The sequence below is a fragment of the Clostridium sp. CTA-5 genome (assembly GCF_054768135.1).
In genome coordinates this window covers 96,166-113,902 of sequence record NZ_BAAAAT010000005.1, presented here as the reverse complement: position 1 = coordinate 113,902, position 17,737 = coordinate 96,166, and the positions used below count along the sequence as shown (strand labels likewise).

The window sequence follows — 17,737 nt, the reverse complement described above, 5'->3', positions numbered from 1 at the left end:
AAATTGTATATTTTTTCCATAAGTTTATCTAGTTCTAATAATTTAATAACTTAAAGTATATGTTTTATATTCCACAGAATATAAATTATTGAACATATTGCAAATAAAAATTTTATATAAATAATTGTTTTATCAAAAAAATTTTTTTTGCTATTTTCTTTATATCCAAATATAGAACTATCTCCTGTTTTTCTATTAAGTATCTTTTTTTCTAAATCTATTATATTGTATTTACAATTATATTTATAATTATAAATATAATCTTTTAAATCTTTGTATAATAAAACTTTATAATTTATATTTCCTTTTACTGATAGTGTAGACCTATCATTTGCAATTACTAAAATATCTACTATATTTATATTTTTACCAACTACATCCTTTATAACTTTATGATGCCTCTCTATTTGGTCTTTAGGATTTTTAATAGTTTCGCTTTTACCATTTTTTATTCTTATCCATTCTCCAGATTTATTAATAGTAATATCACCAGAAAAGTTCTTTACTTCTATATTAAATATTCCATTTGAAGAAATTATAAGACTATCTAATTCTTGAGTTAAATCATTTCCTCTTAAGTAAAAACTACTTATGACTTTATATTTATCTTTATTTAAAGTGTTTAATATGCTTTTAACCTTATCTTCTCCTTCTTTTCCAGCTTTTTTTATCATTTTATTTCTTCTATTATTTACAATTACATCTTTAAATAAAATATATAACAAAACACATAAGTAAATAATAAACATTATAATAATACTATTTTGTGAGTTTAAAAAACTAAATATCTTTTTAAATCCAATTGTTATAATAATTATTGAAATTATCTGAATAATACATTTTAAAAATTTCATTTTCATCTACCTCCAGTATCTTTTTAATTTTACTAGAAATTTTCTTTTAAGTTAAGTAAATTCTTTTATAACTATAACTTACATAATATAAATTTTTTCATATTTTGTTAAAAGTTATAATGAACTTATTGAAGTGAACAATGAACAATGCTACACTTATATTGTTCAATAAATGAACACATTGAATAATGTTTGTTATTTTTAATTAAGGCACATGAAATAAAATACCAAGTCCAAAACTGCCATGAATATTTTTCATCAGGCAAGGATACAAAGTATTATCATAGTGGACCTATTATAGGATTTTGTTGACGCAAGATGATGGAAAATATACTAGCAGATGGACTTGTTATTTTTTTGATTATGCCTAACTATTTATAAATGGAGGAAGAGAATATATGGAAGACATGAGTTACTGGAAAGAAGTTTGGGAAAGAAAAGGGAGAGATACAACAAAAAAGCTAGAAGTACTAGACGGTTATGAAGATACTACTGCCAATGTAGAAGAAATCGCAAAAAATATTATTAAAGAATTAGATATAAAAGAAACTGATAGTATTCTAGAAGTTGCATGTGGTGCAGGTGGGTTGGCACAATATATTAATTGCAAATCATATGTTGGGGTAGATTATTCAACCTCTCTCGTGAAAAAACATATTGAATTACTTAATAATTCTGTAATACATGGAGAAGCAAATAATCTAATATTTAAAGATAAAACATTTGATAAAGTTTTTTGTTTTGGTGCATTTCACTATTTTCCAAATCAAGAATATGCAAAAAAGGCAATTGAAGAAATGAAACGAGTTGCTAAAGAAGCCATTTTTATTGGTGATTTACCTATTGTATCACATAGAGAAGAACATCTACTATATGATAAAAATAATTTTAAAGATTGGAAAATAATAGATGGATATTATAATCCTAATAGATTTAATGTAGTTTATAAATTATAAAAAAGTAGCTAGTAAAACTTAACTAAGTTTACTAGCTACTTAACAATTTAATCTTAAACACATGAAAATAAATAACAAATCCAAAGTTGCAATAAACATTTTTTATCACTAAAGGAGATAAATTGCCCTCATAGCGGCTCTATTATGGCAATTTGACGATGAGCAGAGAACCGAAATCTATGATTTTGTGTGAATCGCTTACTCAGCGAGCTTATGCGAGTCGAGCTTCCTCTGATGGAAAATAAGCTAACAAATGGACTTGTTATTTTTTAATTATGCCTTATGCTATTGTATTAAAGTATTCTTCTAATAATTTAATAAACATCTCCATATCTTCTGGATATATTTCTCCTATATTAGCTATTCTAAATGTATTTTCAAGTGATATTTTCCCAGGATAAATTGTAAAACCTCTATCATATAAATATTGATGCATCTTTTCAAAACTATAATTATTTATTTGTGGTTCAATAACTGATGTTATTAACATTGAATGATTTTTTTTATCTACCAACTTATCCAAACCTAACTTTTCTAACCCATCCCATAAAATATTGCAACACATCTTATATCTTGAATATCTTTTTTCTATTGTTTCATTATTACACTCTATTATTGCTTGCTTCAATGCATATATTACTTGAACTGGAGGTGTAAATCTCATTTGATAAGTATTTTTAAAATACTCATATTGTTTATACAAATTTAAATAAAGATTTCTTACTTTATTATTTTTTATCTTTTCTAATGAATCTGTATTTGATATTACAAAACTGATTCCTGCCATCCCCTGTATACATTTATTAGAACTAGACACTAAATATTTAATGTTCATTTCTTCCATATCAATAGGTATTGCTGCAAATGAACTCATTGCATCAACAATCATTTCTATATTATAATATTTACAAATTTCTCCTATTCTTTTTATATCACTTAGTAATCCTGTACTTGTTTCATGATGGACAACTGATAGATGTGTTATTTTCTTTTTACTATGTTTAATTGTTTCTTCTAATTTAATAAAATCTATAGCATCTATAGGAGAGCTTTTAAATTCTATATAATTTAAGTTATATATTTCAGCTATTTCACACATTCTTTTTCCATAAGCACCATTATTAATTATTAAAATATTATCATTATTATCAACTACTGAACTTAAAATAGCTTCAACTGAAGCTGTCCCTGAACCACCAAACAAGATAGTAGTATATTTATCATTTGAAGCTACCATTTTAGTTAACTCTTTTGATACAAACTCCATAATAAGTCCAAATTCTTTCTCTCGTGGACAAATATCTGGTACTACTTGAGCAAACTTAACACTATCAGTGGTTGTTGCTGGTCCTGGATTAAGTAATATATTTCTCTTAACTTCCATTTAATATTCCTCTTTTCATATTAAATAATTAAAATCATTTAAAACAAAGTTATTACGTCACATTTTATTTCAAAAAATTATCTAATTTAAAATTATTATTTTTTTGCTATGTTTTAAGTGAATGTTGGTATTATACTACAATAATAATACGGTTTTAAAACATAGCCTATTTTTTTAATTTCAAAAATTTTATACTTTTCTATGCTAGAATATTGTTTATCTCAAATAGTTCATAAATAATTCTTTATTTTTAATAGGAGTAATAGTTGGTCTTCCTAAGTCCTTTCTTGCTCCTTTTTTTACTTTAATTTCTAATAATATAGGCCCTTCTACATCTTTTATTTTTTTCAAATAGAATAGTAAATCTTTTTTATTACTACATGAATAATACTCTTTATAACCACATGCTTTAGCTATTTCTAAAGTATTTATTTCTAAGCCTACAGTTTTTTGTCCTCCAACTGAATCATGTGCTCCATTATTAATAACTATATGTTTAAAATTTGCAGGACCTTTATTTCCAATTATAGCAATTCCTCCAAGATGCATTATTAAAGCACCATCTCCATCTATACAATAAACCTCTCTATCTTTCTTACCTAATGCTATTCCTAATGCTATCTGTGATGCATGTCCCATAGAACCAACAGTCAAAAAATCTTTATCATGTTTTTCTTTTCTTTTTTCTCTTAATTCAAATAGTTCCCTTGAAGCCATACCTGTAGTTGATACTATTACTGAGTTATCTTTAATATTATCAATAAATATTTCTATTGCTTCTTCTCTACTCATTTCAAAGTTTTCTTTTTCCTCAATTTTTTTAGAATTATACTCATTAAATGTACCTTTTTTTATAACTAATGCATATGGTTCCTTGTATTCGTTCATATACATGTATGCTTTAGTTAATATATCTTTCATATCTTGATTATTTGTGTTTTTACTTAAAACATCATATTTTATATTTAAGACTTCTAATAATTCAATAGTAATTAAGCCCTGCTTTTTATGTTGAGGCTCATCCTTTTTTTCTGGTTCTCCTCTCCATCCTATAATCAACATCATTGGAATGCTATATACAAGTTTATCTGTAAGAGAAGCAAGTGGATTTATTGCATTTCCTAATCCTGAATTTTGCATATATACAACGCCTATATTACCAGTTGCTAAGTGATAACCTGCTGATAATGCAATTGCATTGCCTTCATTTGCTGCAATTATATTAAATTTATCCTGTACATTATCTTTAATATAAGCACAAAAATCTTTTAATAATGAATCAGGAACTCCTGAAAAGAAGTTCATATTTTTACTGATTAATTCATAATAAAAACTTGAAACTTCTATCATTATTACATTCCTCCTGGTATTAATGTTAATATTTCTTTTATTGGCATACAGTTTTTTGATGCTTCTTTACATCTATCATTTTCTAATATACTCTTTGCTGTATTTACCATAGCAGGATAAGCACTTCTTATTAAATGATTTGCATATATTACTACATTAACTCCTAAATTAGAAAGTTCTTCTTCTGTAATAAAATTATACGAAGTTGGTACTACTATAAGTGGAACTCTTTTATTAAAATCTTTATATCTTTTACAGAATTCAATTATTTCACTTCCATCTTTTTCTTTACTATGAATCATAATACCATCAGCCCCTGCATTTATATACGCATTAGCTCTATTTATGGCATCTTCCATCCCTGCCTTTGCAATTAAACTTTCTATTCTTGCAATTATCATAAAATCTCTAGTAACTCTAGCTTCCCTTCCAGCTTTTATTTTATTACAAAAGTTTTCTATAGTATCTTGAGTTTGCTGAACATCTGTTCCAAATAATGAATTCTTTTTAAGTCCTACTTTGTCTTCTATTATAATGGCAGATACGCCCAATCGTTCTAATGTCTTTACTGTATAAATAAAGTGTTCTATTTTTCCACCTGTATCACCATCAAGTATTATTGGTTTTGTAGTAACATCCAGAATATCATTAATAGTATTTAACCTAGATGTTAAATCAACTAATTCTATATCTGGTTTTCCTTTAGATGTTGAATCACAAAGTGAACTTACCCACATACCATCAAATTCTTTTATTTTTCCATTCTTGTCTATCTTAGTTTTTTCAACAATTAATCCTGTTAATCCATTATGGGCTTCCATTATTCTAACTATTTTCTTAGAATATATTAATTCTTTAAGTTTTTTCATTCTAACTTGAGGAGTTGTTCCTATTCCCATTAACGCCTCTTCCAATTTTGTTATTGACACTCCCTCTGTATATTTTACTTCTACTAATTTTCCATTCCATTCCTTAATAGCATCTATTACTCTATGCCTAAGATTTTTTTGAATCCCTTCTTTCCAATCGTCCCCATGCAAAACATATTTGGGTTTAATTTTTATCAAATTAGGAACTTGATCTAATGTGCTTTGAGGTACAACTTCAGTAACACCCTTAATATTCTTAACTACTTCCAATCTCTCTTTATACTTCATTATTGGATTTCTCCAATATTCAGAAATAACCTCGTCTGTATGTAATCCTATTATTACATCACCTAATTTTCTAGCTTCATTAATAATATTTAAATGACCATGGTGAATTATATCTCCACTCATTGAAACATATACTTTTTCCATAATAAATCTCCCCCTTATTCTTCACCTATTTTATTTAATCTTGGAATTATATAATCTTTTACTCTTTTAAGATGGTATTTATCATCAATTTCTCCCCATATTAAATTGTTTTCTTTGATATACCCAACTTTTTTTCTTTTAGCAACATCAAAAATTGCATATTCATAATGATATTGTTTAATAGAAGAATTATTAAATTCTTTTAACATTTCCTTATACAATTCTAATGATATTTTTGAAATACCAACCAATTCCCCATATATAGTTTTAATTTTTTCTTTATTTTTAGAAACTTTATATAAGTTCTCATCTTTAATCTCCACATAACATTCATCTCCTGAATTTGTCATTCCACTTAATAAAATACAATCTTTTTTTGAATAATTAATAACTGAATTTAATGCTTTTTCTTCATAAATAAGGTCACCTTCAAGCAATAAAAAATCTTCATTTATATCATTTTCTAGTATTGCTAACGAAGACATGCTTCCAGTATCTTTATAATCTTTATTATATTTTACATAAATATCACTTTCACATTTTGCCATTTCATTATAGAAATTACTTAAGTGTCCTGTAACTATATATATTTTCCTTATACCACATTTTCTTAGTTTACTAATAGATCTATCAACTAATGTTTTCCCATTAATTTCAATAAAACCTTTAGGTATTGCATCATTAGTTATCTCACATATCCGACTCCCCATACCTGCTGCTAAAATTACAGCACTATTTATCTTACTCAACCTCTCTCTACCATTCCTTTCTAATACCAATTAGTTTTTATATAATATATAAAAATTATATTTTGTTCATTTTTTGAACAACTTCATAGTATCACTATTCACTGTTCAATACAATATGTTCATGTGAAATTTTTCTAATAAAAAAAAATCGCCAAAGTGACTCTGGAGCCGTCGATTTTTTTACGCATATGCCTTTTCGAACTTATGTGAGAAAAATCTGGCAGGCGAATATATTTTCTTTTTATTCTTTAGGTTTTATTTCTTAATCTTTAAGCAAAAATATATTCTAAGTTATCCACAAATTTTTAAAATATAATTTCCTAAAAAATAAAAAATAGCCTAAAAGTATTTGTTATACTTTTAGGCTATTAAAAACTTAATTTTACATATAATCTATTGTTTTAATCTTCAAACCCTTCTTTTTCAATTTCGCTTCAACAACTTCTTTAATGATAGAATAAATTACTGCAAATAATGGAACACCTATAATCATTCCTATTAAGCCCAAAAACTTTCCTGCAACCAATATTGAAAATAGAATCCAAAAAGCAGATATTCCTATTGAATCTCCTAAAATTTTAGGTCCAATAATATTACCATCTATTTGTTGAATTATTAATATAATTATTAATAACCATAATGCCTTTATAGGAGAAACAAATAGTATTATTATAACTGATGGAACAGCACCTATAAATGGTCCAAAGAATGGAATAATATTTGTAATTCCTACTATTACAGATATTAAAATAGTATATGGCATATTCACTATTGTTAATACTATAAATGTTAATACTCCTATAATAGAAGAATCTACTATTTTCCCTATTAAAAATTTTCCAAATGTATCATTACTTCTGTGAGTTATTTCTATAACTTTTTCTGCTGCATTTTTAGGAAATACTGCATATGTTATCTTTTTGCTTAATCCACAAAACTTTTCTTTATCTATTAACAAATAAATTGATATTATTGTTCCTAATACTATATTCCATATACTAGATGCAACAGCAGTTACTACACTTCCTAATACAGGAAGCAAATTAGTTGCAACTTTTATAGTATAATTAATAAAATCATTAAAATTATCATTTATTAATGATAGATATTCCTGAGAAATATTTAAATCTAACAATAATTTATTAATAAATTTTGTAGAGTTATTAATATAAATTGGAACATCATTAATTAATCCAACAATGCTATCAACAAGTTGTGGTAATACAAATTGTATGAATAAGTATAAAAGTAGAAATCCTGTAATATATGTAATTAATATTCCTATTCCTCTTTTAGTTTTTGAACTAAATCTCTTAAACATATTTAATTTTTCTTCATAAAACCTTAAAATAAAGTTTAAAATGTATGCTATAGAAAATCCTATAATAAATGGTTGTAGTATTATTACTGTGTCACTAATTTTATCTAATAATACTCCTAATTGTGATATAGATAAATAAAATATAATAATAGCACTTATTACAATAAATGAATATGTAGCTATTGTGTTATACTTTTCATTCCAGTTAATCTTCATGTTTACCTCACTTCATTAAATCTACGTTACATTTATTTTAACATAATAATATTATTAAAACATTATCATTATTTATTATAAAATTTATATATAGTGCTTTCAATAGAATTAATAAATATTTAATATAAAATCACTATTTATTAATATTAATAAAGTTATATTATCTAAATTTAAATATATCTTTTCAACTTTAAATATAAACATAAATTTTTGGATTTAATTTAAGTTACCTATTGAAATTGATTATCATTTGTAATATAATTAATTCATATCAAAATACTATATTTTAAAAATGAGGTATATTTATGACAACATATTTAATTACATATCATTTAAATCATCATCAACATGGTCAAGATGATAATTTAAGCAGAAAAATAAAATCATTAGGTTCATGGGGACAAATTATGCCTTCTACTTGGGTTATAGTAAGTTCTATGACTTCTGAAGAAATTACACATTCTCTTAAAGAGTTTTTAGAACCTAAAGAGCTCTTATTTGTATCAAAACTTACAAATGATAATTTTGGTATTTTACCTTCTGGTGCATTACCTTGGATTGATGAATGTGTAAAAAAAGTTTCTATATAAAATTTTATTAATTAGTTATCCTTTATTTTATATAACAATAGAATAACTCATATATATTTTAACCAAACACAACTTAAAGGACTATCTCAAAAACATATTTATCAATTTGAGATAGTCCTTTATTTATTCTTATAATTTAAAACTGTAAAAATATTATTTTAAATATATGTTTATAAAGTGTATTAATATTAACATATATTCTTTATATTAATATATTTAATAATTCATTTAAATCTTTAATTATAGTATTAGCTCCTGCCTCTTTTAGCTCATCATAATTTCCATATCCATACAACACACCAATACTATCAAGTCCTGATTCTTTAGCTCCAATAATATCATGCTTTCTATCCCCTATCATTACAACTTTGGATAAATCTTTTATATTATTTTCTGATAAAACATATTCTATGACTTCACTTTTTTTAGAACGTGTTTCATCCATATTACTTCCACCAATAAATGAAAAATATTTTTTTAAGTTAAAATGATCTAATATTTTTTCCGCAAAAAACTGTGGTTTAGATGTTGCAACCATAAGTATTTTCCCGTTATTTTTTAGTTCTTTTAAAAATTCTTCCATTCCATTATAAACGACATTTTCAAAAAGCCCTACCTCACTAAAACGCTCTCTAAATTTTTCTATTGCTTCAACTGTTTGCTTTTCATTAAATTTATAATCCTGACTAAAAGTATCTTTAAGCGGAGGTCCTATAAATTTAGTTAATGTATTAATATCCTCAACTTCAATATTAAAATATTTTAGTGCATATTGTATTGATTTTGTTATACCTATCATTGGATCTGTTATAGTTCCATCTAAATCCATAAAAATATAATCATAATTTTTCTTCAAATTGTATTCCTCCAATAATTTAAATTAAGCAAATATAAATAAATGGCAAGTCCAAAGTTACAATTGATATTTTTCATCAGGCAAAGAGACAAATTGCCCTCATAGCGGGCCTATTAGGTCAATTTGACAATGCAGCATAATGGAAAATAGGATAGAAAATGAACTTGTTGTTTTTGGATTTTGCCTTATTCTATAAACTTATCTTTTAAGTTAAATTTATCCTTATTAATTAATATAAGTATAACATTTGTTTTTAAAGCTTGTACACTTTTAAAAATAACTTATGTTTTAAATAACTAATAATATCCCATAATGATATATAGTCTAAGTACTATTTTAATCATAATTTCAAATTATATAAGTTCCAATAAATTTTGTTCATTAATATAACAGATTGTAAATGTATTAATTTAATTAGAACATATATATTTTATTAATTATTAATTATTAGTGTAAAATAATACTATAATATAACTACTAAATATAAATTATTAATATAAATTGGAGGATTATTATTATGGTTGATTTATGTGTTCTAGGAACATTAGGCGGTATGCCAATGATAGATAGATTTATGTCATCTACTCTTATAAATGTAAATGGGAGAAAATTTTTAATAGATTGTGGTGAAGGAACCCAAGTTGCAATGAGAAAAACAGGATGGGGATTTAAATCTGTAGATATAATATGCATAACTCATTCCCATGGAGATCATACTGTTGGATTACCAGGCCTTTTATCTACAATTGGTAACTCTGGAAGAACAGAAAAACTTACTATTATTGGGCCACCTGGAATAAAAAATATTGTTAATGGTTTAAATGTAATAAATCCTTACTTACCTTATGAATTAAATATTATGGAAAATACAAATGCTTCAATAAATTTTCACATAAACAATAATAATATCTCTTTATGTGAAGATAAAAATAAAAGTAATTTTACATTATCTTCTCTAGAATTAGAACATTCTACTAAGTGCATAGGTTATAGTTTCTATTTTAAAAGAAATGCTAAATTCTCTGTAGAAAAAGCAACTAAAAATAATGTTCCTAAACTTTTATGGAGTAAACTTCAAAATCGCGAAACAATTATTTTTGAAGATAAAGAATATTATCCCTATATGGTCTTAGATAATGAAAGAAAGGGAATTAAAATATCTTATATAACAGATACAAGACCTACTAAAAATATTCCATTTTTTATAAAGGATAGTGATTTGTTTATTTGTGAAGGTACTTATGGTGATGATAAGGATATTGAAAAAGCCGTAAAAAATTGTCATATGACATTTACTGAGGCTGCAACCCTAGCAAAAGAGGGAGCTTGTAACGAATTAATTCTTACTCATTTTAGTCCTGCTCTTGCTGAACCTAATAATTTTTTGATTAATGCAACTAATATTTTTGAAAAATCTATAATAGCATATGATGGATTAATTAAAACTTTAAAATATTTAGATTAATTGAATTTTTCAATACATATTATATAAAAATTTTGTTAAAATTAAGTTAAATTCCTCTTTTTTTGTTTATAAAAAGTTATAATTTATATGTGTGTATAATAATTGGCATTATAAATTTACTTTAAAGGAGAGAGATACTTGAATAGTATAAATATGTTTATCGAACTGCTAGGCGGACTAGGATTATTCCTTTTTGGAATGAAATTAATGGGAGATGGCTTAGAAAACGCTGCAGGGGAAAAACTTAAAAATATTTTAGAGAAAGTTACAAGTAACAAATACATAGGAGTAATAATCGGAGCTATTGTTACTGCAGTTATCCAAAGCTCTAGTGCAACTACAGTAATGGTTGTTAGTTTTGTTAATGCAGGACTTATGACACTTATGCAAGCTGCTGGTGTAATAATGGGAGCTAATATCGGAACAACAATAACTGCTCAATTAGTCTCTTTTAATCTAGATAAAATGGCTCCTTTATTTATAGGAGTTGGGTCTATTTCTTTATTAATTGCTAAAAAGAAAAAAACTAGAGATATAGCTTCTATAGCTTTAGGATTTGGTATATTATTTCTTGGAATGAATATTATGTCTGCTTCAATGAAGCCACTTGCAGAATCAGAAGCTTTCACTCAACTGTTAACTGTAATAGGTGAAAATAGATTTTTAGGTATTTTAGCTGGTCTTGTAATGACTGCAATAGTACAAAGTTCTTCTGCAACTACTGGAATATTAATAGCTCTTGCAATTACTGGAACAATACATATGAATATTGCATTACCTGTTATTTTTGGTTGTAATATTGGTACATGTGTCACTGCACTTTTAGCTTCAGCTAGTGGAAATAAAACTGCTAAAAAAGCAGCTTTAATTCATTTATTTTTTAATGTTATAGGTGTAGTAATATTTATTCCGTTTATGACCCCTTTAATTTCATTAATAGAAAAAATGAATCCTACAGACGTAGCTAGACAAGTAGCAAATGCTCATACTATATTTAATTTAACTGTTACTATAGTTCTTCTTCCTTTAGCAAAATATCTTGTTATTTTAGCTAATAAGATTTTACCTGGTGAAGATAGTATTGAAACTGAAGGTGCTATGTATTTAGATAAAAAATTATTAGAAACCCCTGTAGTTGCTAGTGGACAAGTCTTCAAAGAAACTATAAGAATGGGTAATGCTGCTAAAGAAAACATTAAATTATCAATGAATGCTTTTTTAGAGGAAGATGAAGAAGCTATAAAGAAAGTTTATAAACAAGAAAAAATTATAAATAATTTAGAAAGAGAAATTACTGATTATCTGGTTTCATTATCAAATTATGAATTACCAGATAAGGATAGTAAATTATTAAGTATAACTTTCCATGTTATAAATGATATTGAAAGAATCGGAGATCATGCTAAAAATATAGTTGAATTAGCGGCAGAAAAGATTAACAATAACGTAAATATAGGAACTGAAGCTAAAGATGAATTAATTAGTATGTATGAGAAAACCATTGAATCACTTACTTTAGCACTTGATTGTTATGAAAAAAATGATTCAAATATTGTTAAAAATATTAAAACTATTGAAGCTAAAATAGATAAATATGAAAAGATTCTTAGGGAAAATAATATTAGAAGATTAAATGAAAAAAAATGTTCAGCTAATTCAAGCACAATTTTTCTTGATTTAATTAGTAATTTAGAAAGAATTGGTGATCACTCTATGAATATTGCTGAAACAGTTATTTAAATTTAAAATAAAAATGAGATTAGTGTAAAGACCAATATTGTCTTTTATACTAATCTCATTTTTTTATTCATACTATATTTTAAAATACAGCTTTGGTTTCAATTTTTATAATTTTATTTATGTTTAAACAACAGTAAAAAGTTCTATGTATATTATTTATTAAATTTCATATTTTGAATAATATTAAATTTAATAATTACTCTATTTACAGCTCTCTCTCACCTTTAAATCTGTACTTATAATAACTTTTTTATTAAATCTATTATTATTATTTATTTTTTCAATAAATAAATCTACAGCCGCTATTCCTATGTAGTCTGTATAGACTTTAGTAGTAGTTAATGATGGAATTAAATATTTTGCTGAAGATTCATCATTAAAACCAACTATGCTTATATCTTCTGGTATAATCAAGCCCTTTTCTGATATAGCTTTATAAGCTCCTACTGTCATAGTATCATTAGCTATTAAAAAAGCTGTTGGAACTGTTTTATTTTCTAATGCTTTTTTCATAAGCTTATATCCTTCCTCATAATTGGCTTCAGTTCCAATTTCAATGAACTTTTCATTTAACAACCCTTTATTCTTCATATAATTCCTAAAGTTATGTTCTTTACTTTCTGATAAGCACTCTTTATCAAGTATATATCTTTCTTTATTTCCGATATATCCTATACTTTTATGCCCTAACTCTAATAAATAATCTAAACTATTATTAATAGCTTTCTCTGAATCGATTATAACAGAATCAAACCTCTTTTCATCTGGTGAATAATCAGCAAAAATTATATTTTGAGTAATATTCAACATTTCTTCAATTTCATTATTATTAAAAATTCCTATAGCTATTATTCCATCTATATTTTTGTTTTGTAATACTCCATTTTCAAAATAGATATTTACTGTATTAATTAATAATTCAGCACATTTTTTTTCTACAGTTAATTTGATAGATAAATAATATGGATCTATTAAATCTTTTTTATTATCGCAATGAACTATTCCTAATGTATGTACTTTTTTCTTTTTTTTATTTTTTGACGATTTATAATCAAGCATATCTGCTGCTTCAAAAATTTTTATTTTTGTTTCTTCTGATACGTTCAGAGTTTCATCAAAGTTAAGTACTCTAGAAACTGTTGATGATGACACCCCTACTATATTCGCAATTTCCTTTATAGTTGCCATTAACTCTCACCCTACTTTCTTTCAAAAATTTAAAAATTATTCTCAAATTAAATATCCACTTATTATTGATTAATCTATACTATATTAAATTTAATATAATTATATCAAATTTTTCATTTCTTTGAATGAGTTGTTTAAAGAATTAAACTGCTATATATTTTTATATGCTTATGGTATACTATTTAATGATTTTTAATTATAAAAAATAACTTTAGGAGGAAACAATAACTATGAGTAAATTACTAATAATATTATTTTTAGCTATAGTTGGTGGACTTATTGGATGGATTACAAATATATTAGCCATAAAACTTCTATTTAAACCTATTAATCCAATCAAAATACCCTTAATAAATGTTGAAATATTAGGTTTAATTCCAAAAAGGAAAAATGAAATTGCTCAAAATATAGGACAAGTTATTTCTGAAGAATTATTATCGGTAGATGACTTATTTAATGACATAATGACAGAAAAAGATAAAGAAAATTTTAGTGAATACATAAAAACAAAAATTACTACAATAATATCAGAAAAAATGAGTTTTATACCTGGACCATTTAAAGGGATGATTCAAGGATATTTAGATGATATTATAAATGAAGAATTACCACCTATAGTAAATGACTTAATTAATACAGCAACTATGAAAGCTAAAGAAAAAATTAATATTCAAAAAATTGTTGAAGAAAAAATAAATAAGTTAGATTTATTAGAACTAGAAAAAATAATTGTAAGCGTTGCAAAAAATGAGCTTAAACATATAGAATTATTAGGTTTAGTCCTTGGTACCCTTATAGGACTAATTCAAGGAGTAATTGTTTTATTTATCCCTTAATGAAAAATTTCTCTTATGCTATATAGTTTTTAATACATACTTAAAACATAGAAAATTAAAAGAGACTAGCTCAAATAACAAAATGTTTTTGAACTAGTCTCTTTTTATGTATAATATAATTAATCACAATTAATAAAATTTCTTATTTTTTCTAAAAGCATACTTAATGCTACAATGTTACAACCACCTTCTGGGATTATAATATCTGCTCTTTTCTTACTTAGATCTACAAACTCTTCATGCATTGGTTTAACTGTACTAAGATATTGATTTATTACAGAGTCAATATCTCTTCCTCTTTCTTGAACGTCTCTTAATAACCTTCTTATAATTCTAACATCAGCGTCTGTATCTACAAAAACTTTAATATCCATTAAGTCACATAATTCTTTATTTTCAAATATTAATATTCCTTCAACAATAATTACCTTTGCTGGTTTAACTATAACAGTTTCAGTAGTTCTTGTATGATCCACAAAAGAATAAACTGGATGATTGATAGCTTCACCTTTCTTTAAAAGTTTAAGATGCTCTATTAAAAGATCTGTTTCAAAAGAATCAGGATGATCATAATTAAGCTTTTTTCTTTCTTCCATAGGAATTCCATCATTTGATTTATAGTAGTAATCGTGTGAAAGAATAACTACTTCATTATCAAACTCTTCCTTTATATTTAGGGATAAAGTTGTTTTTCCTGAACCAGTTCCTCCAGCTATACCTATTACCATTATATCTTGCATAATATAATTTCCTCCATATCATTTATCTTCAAATTTTATCTATCTTAATGTAAGAATTTTTTACTTAAAGATTATTAGATTTTAATACACATGAACATGCCTAAATCCTAATTTATACAAAAAGTAATCTTCTTGCAAAGAAAGTTCTATTTTTTTCCCATATTATAATATATCATAGCTTATAGTATTTATCTATATTAAATTATTTTTTAATATAATAAGTATATAAAAAAGCAACTCCATTTTAATTTGAAATTGCTTTTATATATATGTTCTAATTAAGTTAATACATTTATAATTTTTTATTTAAAGAACAGATGATTTTTTATAAAAGTAAACTGTTAATTTATTATCTGTTGAAATAACTGCTTTTTCTTTTTTTTCTTTACCATCAATATCATCAAAAAATTCAATTGCTCTATTTATAGATTTAATTCCATCTGATTTTGTTTCTTCTTTTCTATACAATATTGCTAAATTATTAACCTCCTTATTATCAAATGATGATATATAGTTTATTGTTCTATTATCTGTCTTAGCTTTTGGAGTAAAAAACTGCAATTTATTATGAGTTTTTTCGTTCTCATTATTTGTTTCTTCTATTATATCTATATTCCTTTGCTCATTTCTTTTCTTTAAGTAATATGAAATATCTTCAATCTCAAGATTATTTAATTCTTTTTCTATTTTCTTTCCTGTATTTCTAAATTTAATAAAAATCAAACTTAATTCCTTATATTCATTAACTTCTTCCCCATAATCTTTTTTAAACTTTGATATTAAAAAAGTTATTTTTTCTTCATTATATAAATTAGTAAATGCTAATTCTTTTGCAACTTGTTTTATTATAAAATAGATCTTTTTATATTTCATAAATTTAAATGTCATCATACTAAAATAAGCAGCTAAAATACTTCCTGTAATAAATAACATTATTACACTTCTGAATATAATTGAACATATTATCATTAACCAAAAATTTATCTTAAAAAACTTATATTTTTTTATTCCAAGTTTTATATTTTTATCATATGACAAAATTTCATTTATTATATATTTCTTATTTTTAGCTCTTATTCTTTTCTCCATATTTAACTTTTTAAATTCCTTAATGTTTAATTTCTTCTTCTTAAATAACCATAATTGTTTTTGCTTTTTTATAATTCCATTTTCTCCATATATTCTTATTCCTTTTTTGTTTATAGAAATATGATTTTGTTTATATTTTGTAATAATTGTGATTCCACTATCCTTAGCTATCTTTATTTTTATTTTTTTACCAATATCAAAAGTTTTTTTATAATTAACCTTCATTGCCTTAACCACCTTTTTTATTATATTGTGATAGAGTATTGCAAAAAGTTACTATTGTATTATGCTATTATTTTTAATTACTTATTTGTATTTTATTGTAATTATTTTCCTTAATTTTACATCACATAATATTACTAATCAAGCCTTTTTACTTTCTTAGTTGAATTTATATATTTTTCTTCATAGTTGTATATTTTTCTTCATAATAACTAATTATAGAAATTTTTATATAATAGATATAAAAAAATAGTATTATTTAAGCTAAAAAAAAATCATTTTTTTTATTGACAAGCTCATATAAAATATGATAATATTATAAATTTGATATTTTTTTGTATTTGTGTTATACTATAAATATAAAAAATATATGGAGGTGCATTTTTTGTTTAAAGCCGGTGATAAAGTGGTTTACCCAATGCAGGGAATAGGAATTGTTGAAAAAATTGAAGAAAAAATTTTTTCTGGTCAAAAAAAACAATATTGCATAATAAAAATGCTAAAAAATAATATGGAAATAATGATTCCAACTGATAGAATATCCGCTTCTAACATACGTATGATCAGCGATATAAAGACTCTAGAAAACATATTAACTCACATTCAAGATAACTCTGATATTCAAGAAGATCTTACTTCGAAACAAAGATACCAAATAAACATGGAAAAAATTAAAACTGGTTCATTAAGAGATAGTGCTGAAGTAGTTCATGACTTAACTTTAATTAATAAACAAAAATCTCTAAATTCTAGTGAAAAGCAAATATTAAACACAGCTAAAAAACTATTGATAGATGAAATTACTCTTATAAAAAATATATCTGAAATTGAAGCCACTAATTTATTAAAATCTACTATTAATTAGATATGAATTTTTAAT

General features: G+C 24.5%; 16 protein-coding genes. 6 read left to right on the top strand and 10 right to left on the bottom strand.

Translation table 11 applies throughout. The features are described 5' to 3' along the window. Positions 1–50: 50 nt before the first annotated feature. Positions 51–854, bottom strand: a complete 804-nt coding sequence (locus ACYUET_RS11185; protein ID WP_460279645.1) for a nuclease-related domain-containing protein — start codon at positions 852–854, stop codon at positions 51–53. A 398-nt stretch (positions 855–1,252) separates the two neighbouring features. Between ACYUET_RS11185 and ACYUET_RS11180 the strand changes: the two genes are divergently transcribed. Further along, positions 1,253–1,810, top strand: coding sequence for a class I SAM-dependent methyltransferase (locus ACYUET_RS11180; RefSeq protein ID WP_460279644.1), 558 nt, complete (start codon positions 1,253–1,255; stop codon positions 1,808–1,810). Positions 1,811–2,090: 280 nt separating this feature from the next. On the opposite strand, the gene ACYUET_RS11175 is transcribed toward ACYUET_RS11180, so the two are convergent. The 5 genes from ACYUET_RS11175 to ACYUET_RS11155 all read right to left on the bottom strand — a co-directional run bounded on the left by ACYUET_RS11175 (position 2,091) and on the right by ACYUET_RS11155 (position 8,131). Continuing rightward, positions 2,091–3,194 (bottom strand): 2-aminoethylphosphonate aminotransferase, encoded by a 1,104-nt coding sequence (locus tag ACYUET_RS11175; protein ID WP_460279642.1) that lies wholly within the window; start codon positions 3,192–3,194, stop codon positions 2,091–2,093. Between the two features lie 216 nt (positions 3,195–3,410). Next, entirely contained in the window at positions 3,411–4,544 is a 1,134-nt protein-coding gene (gene aepY, locus ACYUET_RS11170) for a phosphonopyruvate decarboxylase (RefSeq protein WP_460279640.1), read from the bottom strand. Between the two features lie 2 nt (positions 4,545–4,546). Continuing rightward, the gene (gene aepX, locus ACYUET_RS11165) at positions 4,547–5,845 is read right to left on the bottom strand and encodes a phosphoenolpyruvate mutase (protein WP_460279639.1); all 1,299 of its coding nucleotides are present in this window, start codon (positions 5,843–5,845) and stop codon (positions 4,547–4,549) included. A gap of 14 nt (positions 5,846–5,859) precedes the next feature. Then, positions 5,860–6,594, bottom strand: coding sequence for a phosphocholine cytidylyltransferase family protein (locus ACYUET_RS11160; protein ID WP_460279637.1), 735 nt, complete (start codon positions 6,592–6,594; stop codon positions 5,860–5,862). A 382-nt stretch (positions 6,595–6,976) separates the two neighbouring features. After that, positions 6,977–8,131, bottom strand: a complete 1,155-nt coding sequence (locus ACYUET_RS11155) for an AI-2E family transporter (protein WP_460279636.1) — start codon at positions 8,129–8,131, stop codon at positions 6,977–6,979. Between the two features lie 305 nt (positions 8,132–8,436). Between ACYUET_RS11155 and ACYUET_RS11150 the strand changes: the two genes are divergently transcribed. Further along, positions 8,437–8,721, top strand: coding sequence for a hypothetical protein (locus ACYUET_RS11150; RefSeq protein ID WP_460279634.1), 285 nt, complete (start codon positions 8,437–8,439; stop codon positions 8,719–8,721). Positions 8,722–8,923: 202 nt separating this feature from the next. On the opposite strand, the gene ACYUET_RS11145 is transcribed toward ACYUET_RS11150, so the two are convergent. Further along, positions 8,924–9,577, bottom strand: a complete 654-nt coding sequence (locus ACYUET_RS11145; RefSeq protein WP_460279632.1) for an HAD family hydrolase — start codon at positions 9,575–9,577, stop codon at positions 8,924–8,926. Positions 9,578–10,094: 517 nt separating this feature from the next. On the opposite strand from ACYUET_RS11145, the gene ACYUET_RS11140 reads away from it, so the two are divergent. Together ACYUET_RS11140 and ACYUET_RS11135 are read left to right on the top strand one after the other, a co-directional pair. Beyond that, a complete protein-coding gene (locus ACYUET_RS11140) occupies positions 10,095–11,042 on the top strand; it encodes a ribonuclease Z (RefSeq protein ID WP_460279630.1) in 948 nt (315 codons plus the stop codon). A 138-nt stretch (positions 11,043–11,180) separates the two neighbouring features. Beyond that, the gene (locus ACYUET_RS11135; RefSeq protein WP_460279628.1) at positions 11,181–12,782 is read left to right on the top strand and encodes a Na/Pi cotransporter family protein; all 1,602 of its coding nucleotides are present in this window, start codon (positions 11,181–11,183) and stop codon (positions 12,780–12,782) included. Positions 12,783–12,983: 201 nt separating this feature from the next. On the opposite strand, the gene ACYUET_RS11130 is transcribed toward ACYUET_RS11135, so the two are convergent. Then, complete coding sequence (locus tag ACYUET_RS11130; protein WP_460279626.1) at positions 12,984–13,970, bottom strand: LacI family DNA-binding transcriptional regulator; 987 nt, start codon at positions 13,968–13,970, stop codon at positions 12,984–12,986. A gap of 230 nt (positions 13,971–14,200) precedes the next feature. On the opposite strand from ACYUET_RS11130, the gene ACYUET_RS11125 reads away from it, so the two are divergent. Beyond that, entirely contained in the window at positions 14,201–14,806 is a 606-nt protein-coding gene (locus ACYUET_RS11125; RefSeq protein ID WP_460279624.1) for a DUF445 domain-containing protein, read from the top strand. Positions 14,807–14,925: 119 nt separating this feature from the next. Here ACYUET_RS11125 and udk read toward each other — a convergent pair whose 3' ends face one another. Next, the gene (udk, locus tag ACYUET_RS11120; protein WP_460279622.1) at positions 14,926–15,546 is read right to left on the bottom strand and encodes a uridine kinase; all 621 of its coding nucleotides are present in this window, start codon (positions 15,544–15,546) and stop codon (positions 14,926–14,928) included. Between the two features lie 306 nt (positions 15,547–15,852). Next, entirely contained in the window at positions 15,853–16,860 is a 1,008-nt protein-coding gene (locus tag ACYUET_RS11115) for a hypothetical protein (RefSeq protein WP_460279620.1), read from the bottom strand. Between the two features lie 382 nt (positions 16,861–17,242). Here ACYUET_RS11115 and ACYUET_RS11110 point away from each other — a divergent pair, with 382 nt between their 5' ends. Continuing rightward, the gene (locus ACYUET_RS11110) at positions 17,243–17,722 is read left to right on the top strand and encodes a CarD family transcriptional regulator (RefSeq protein WP_460279618.1); all 480 of its coding nucleotides are present in this window, start codon (positions 17,243–17,245) and stop codon (positions 17,720–17,722) included. Positions 17,723–17,737: the final 15 nt, after the last annotated feature.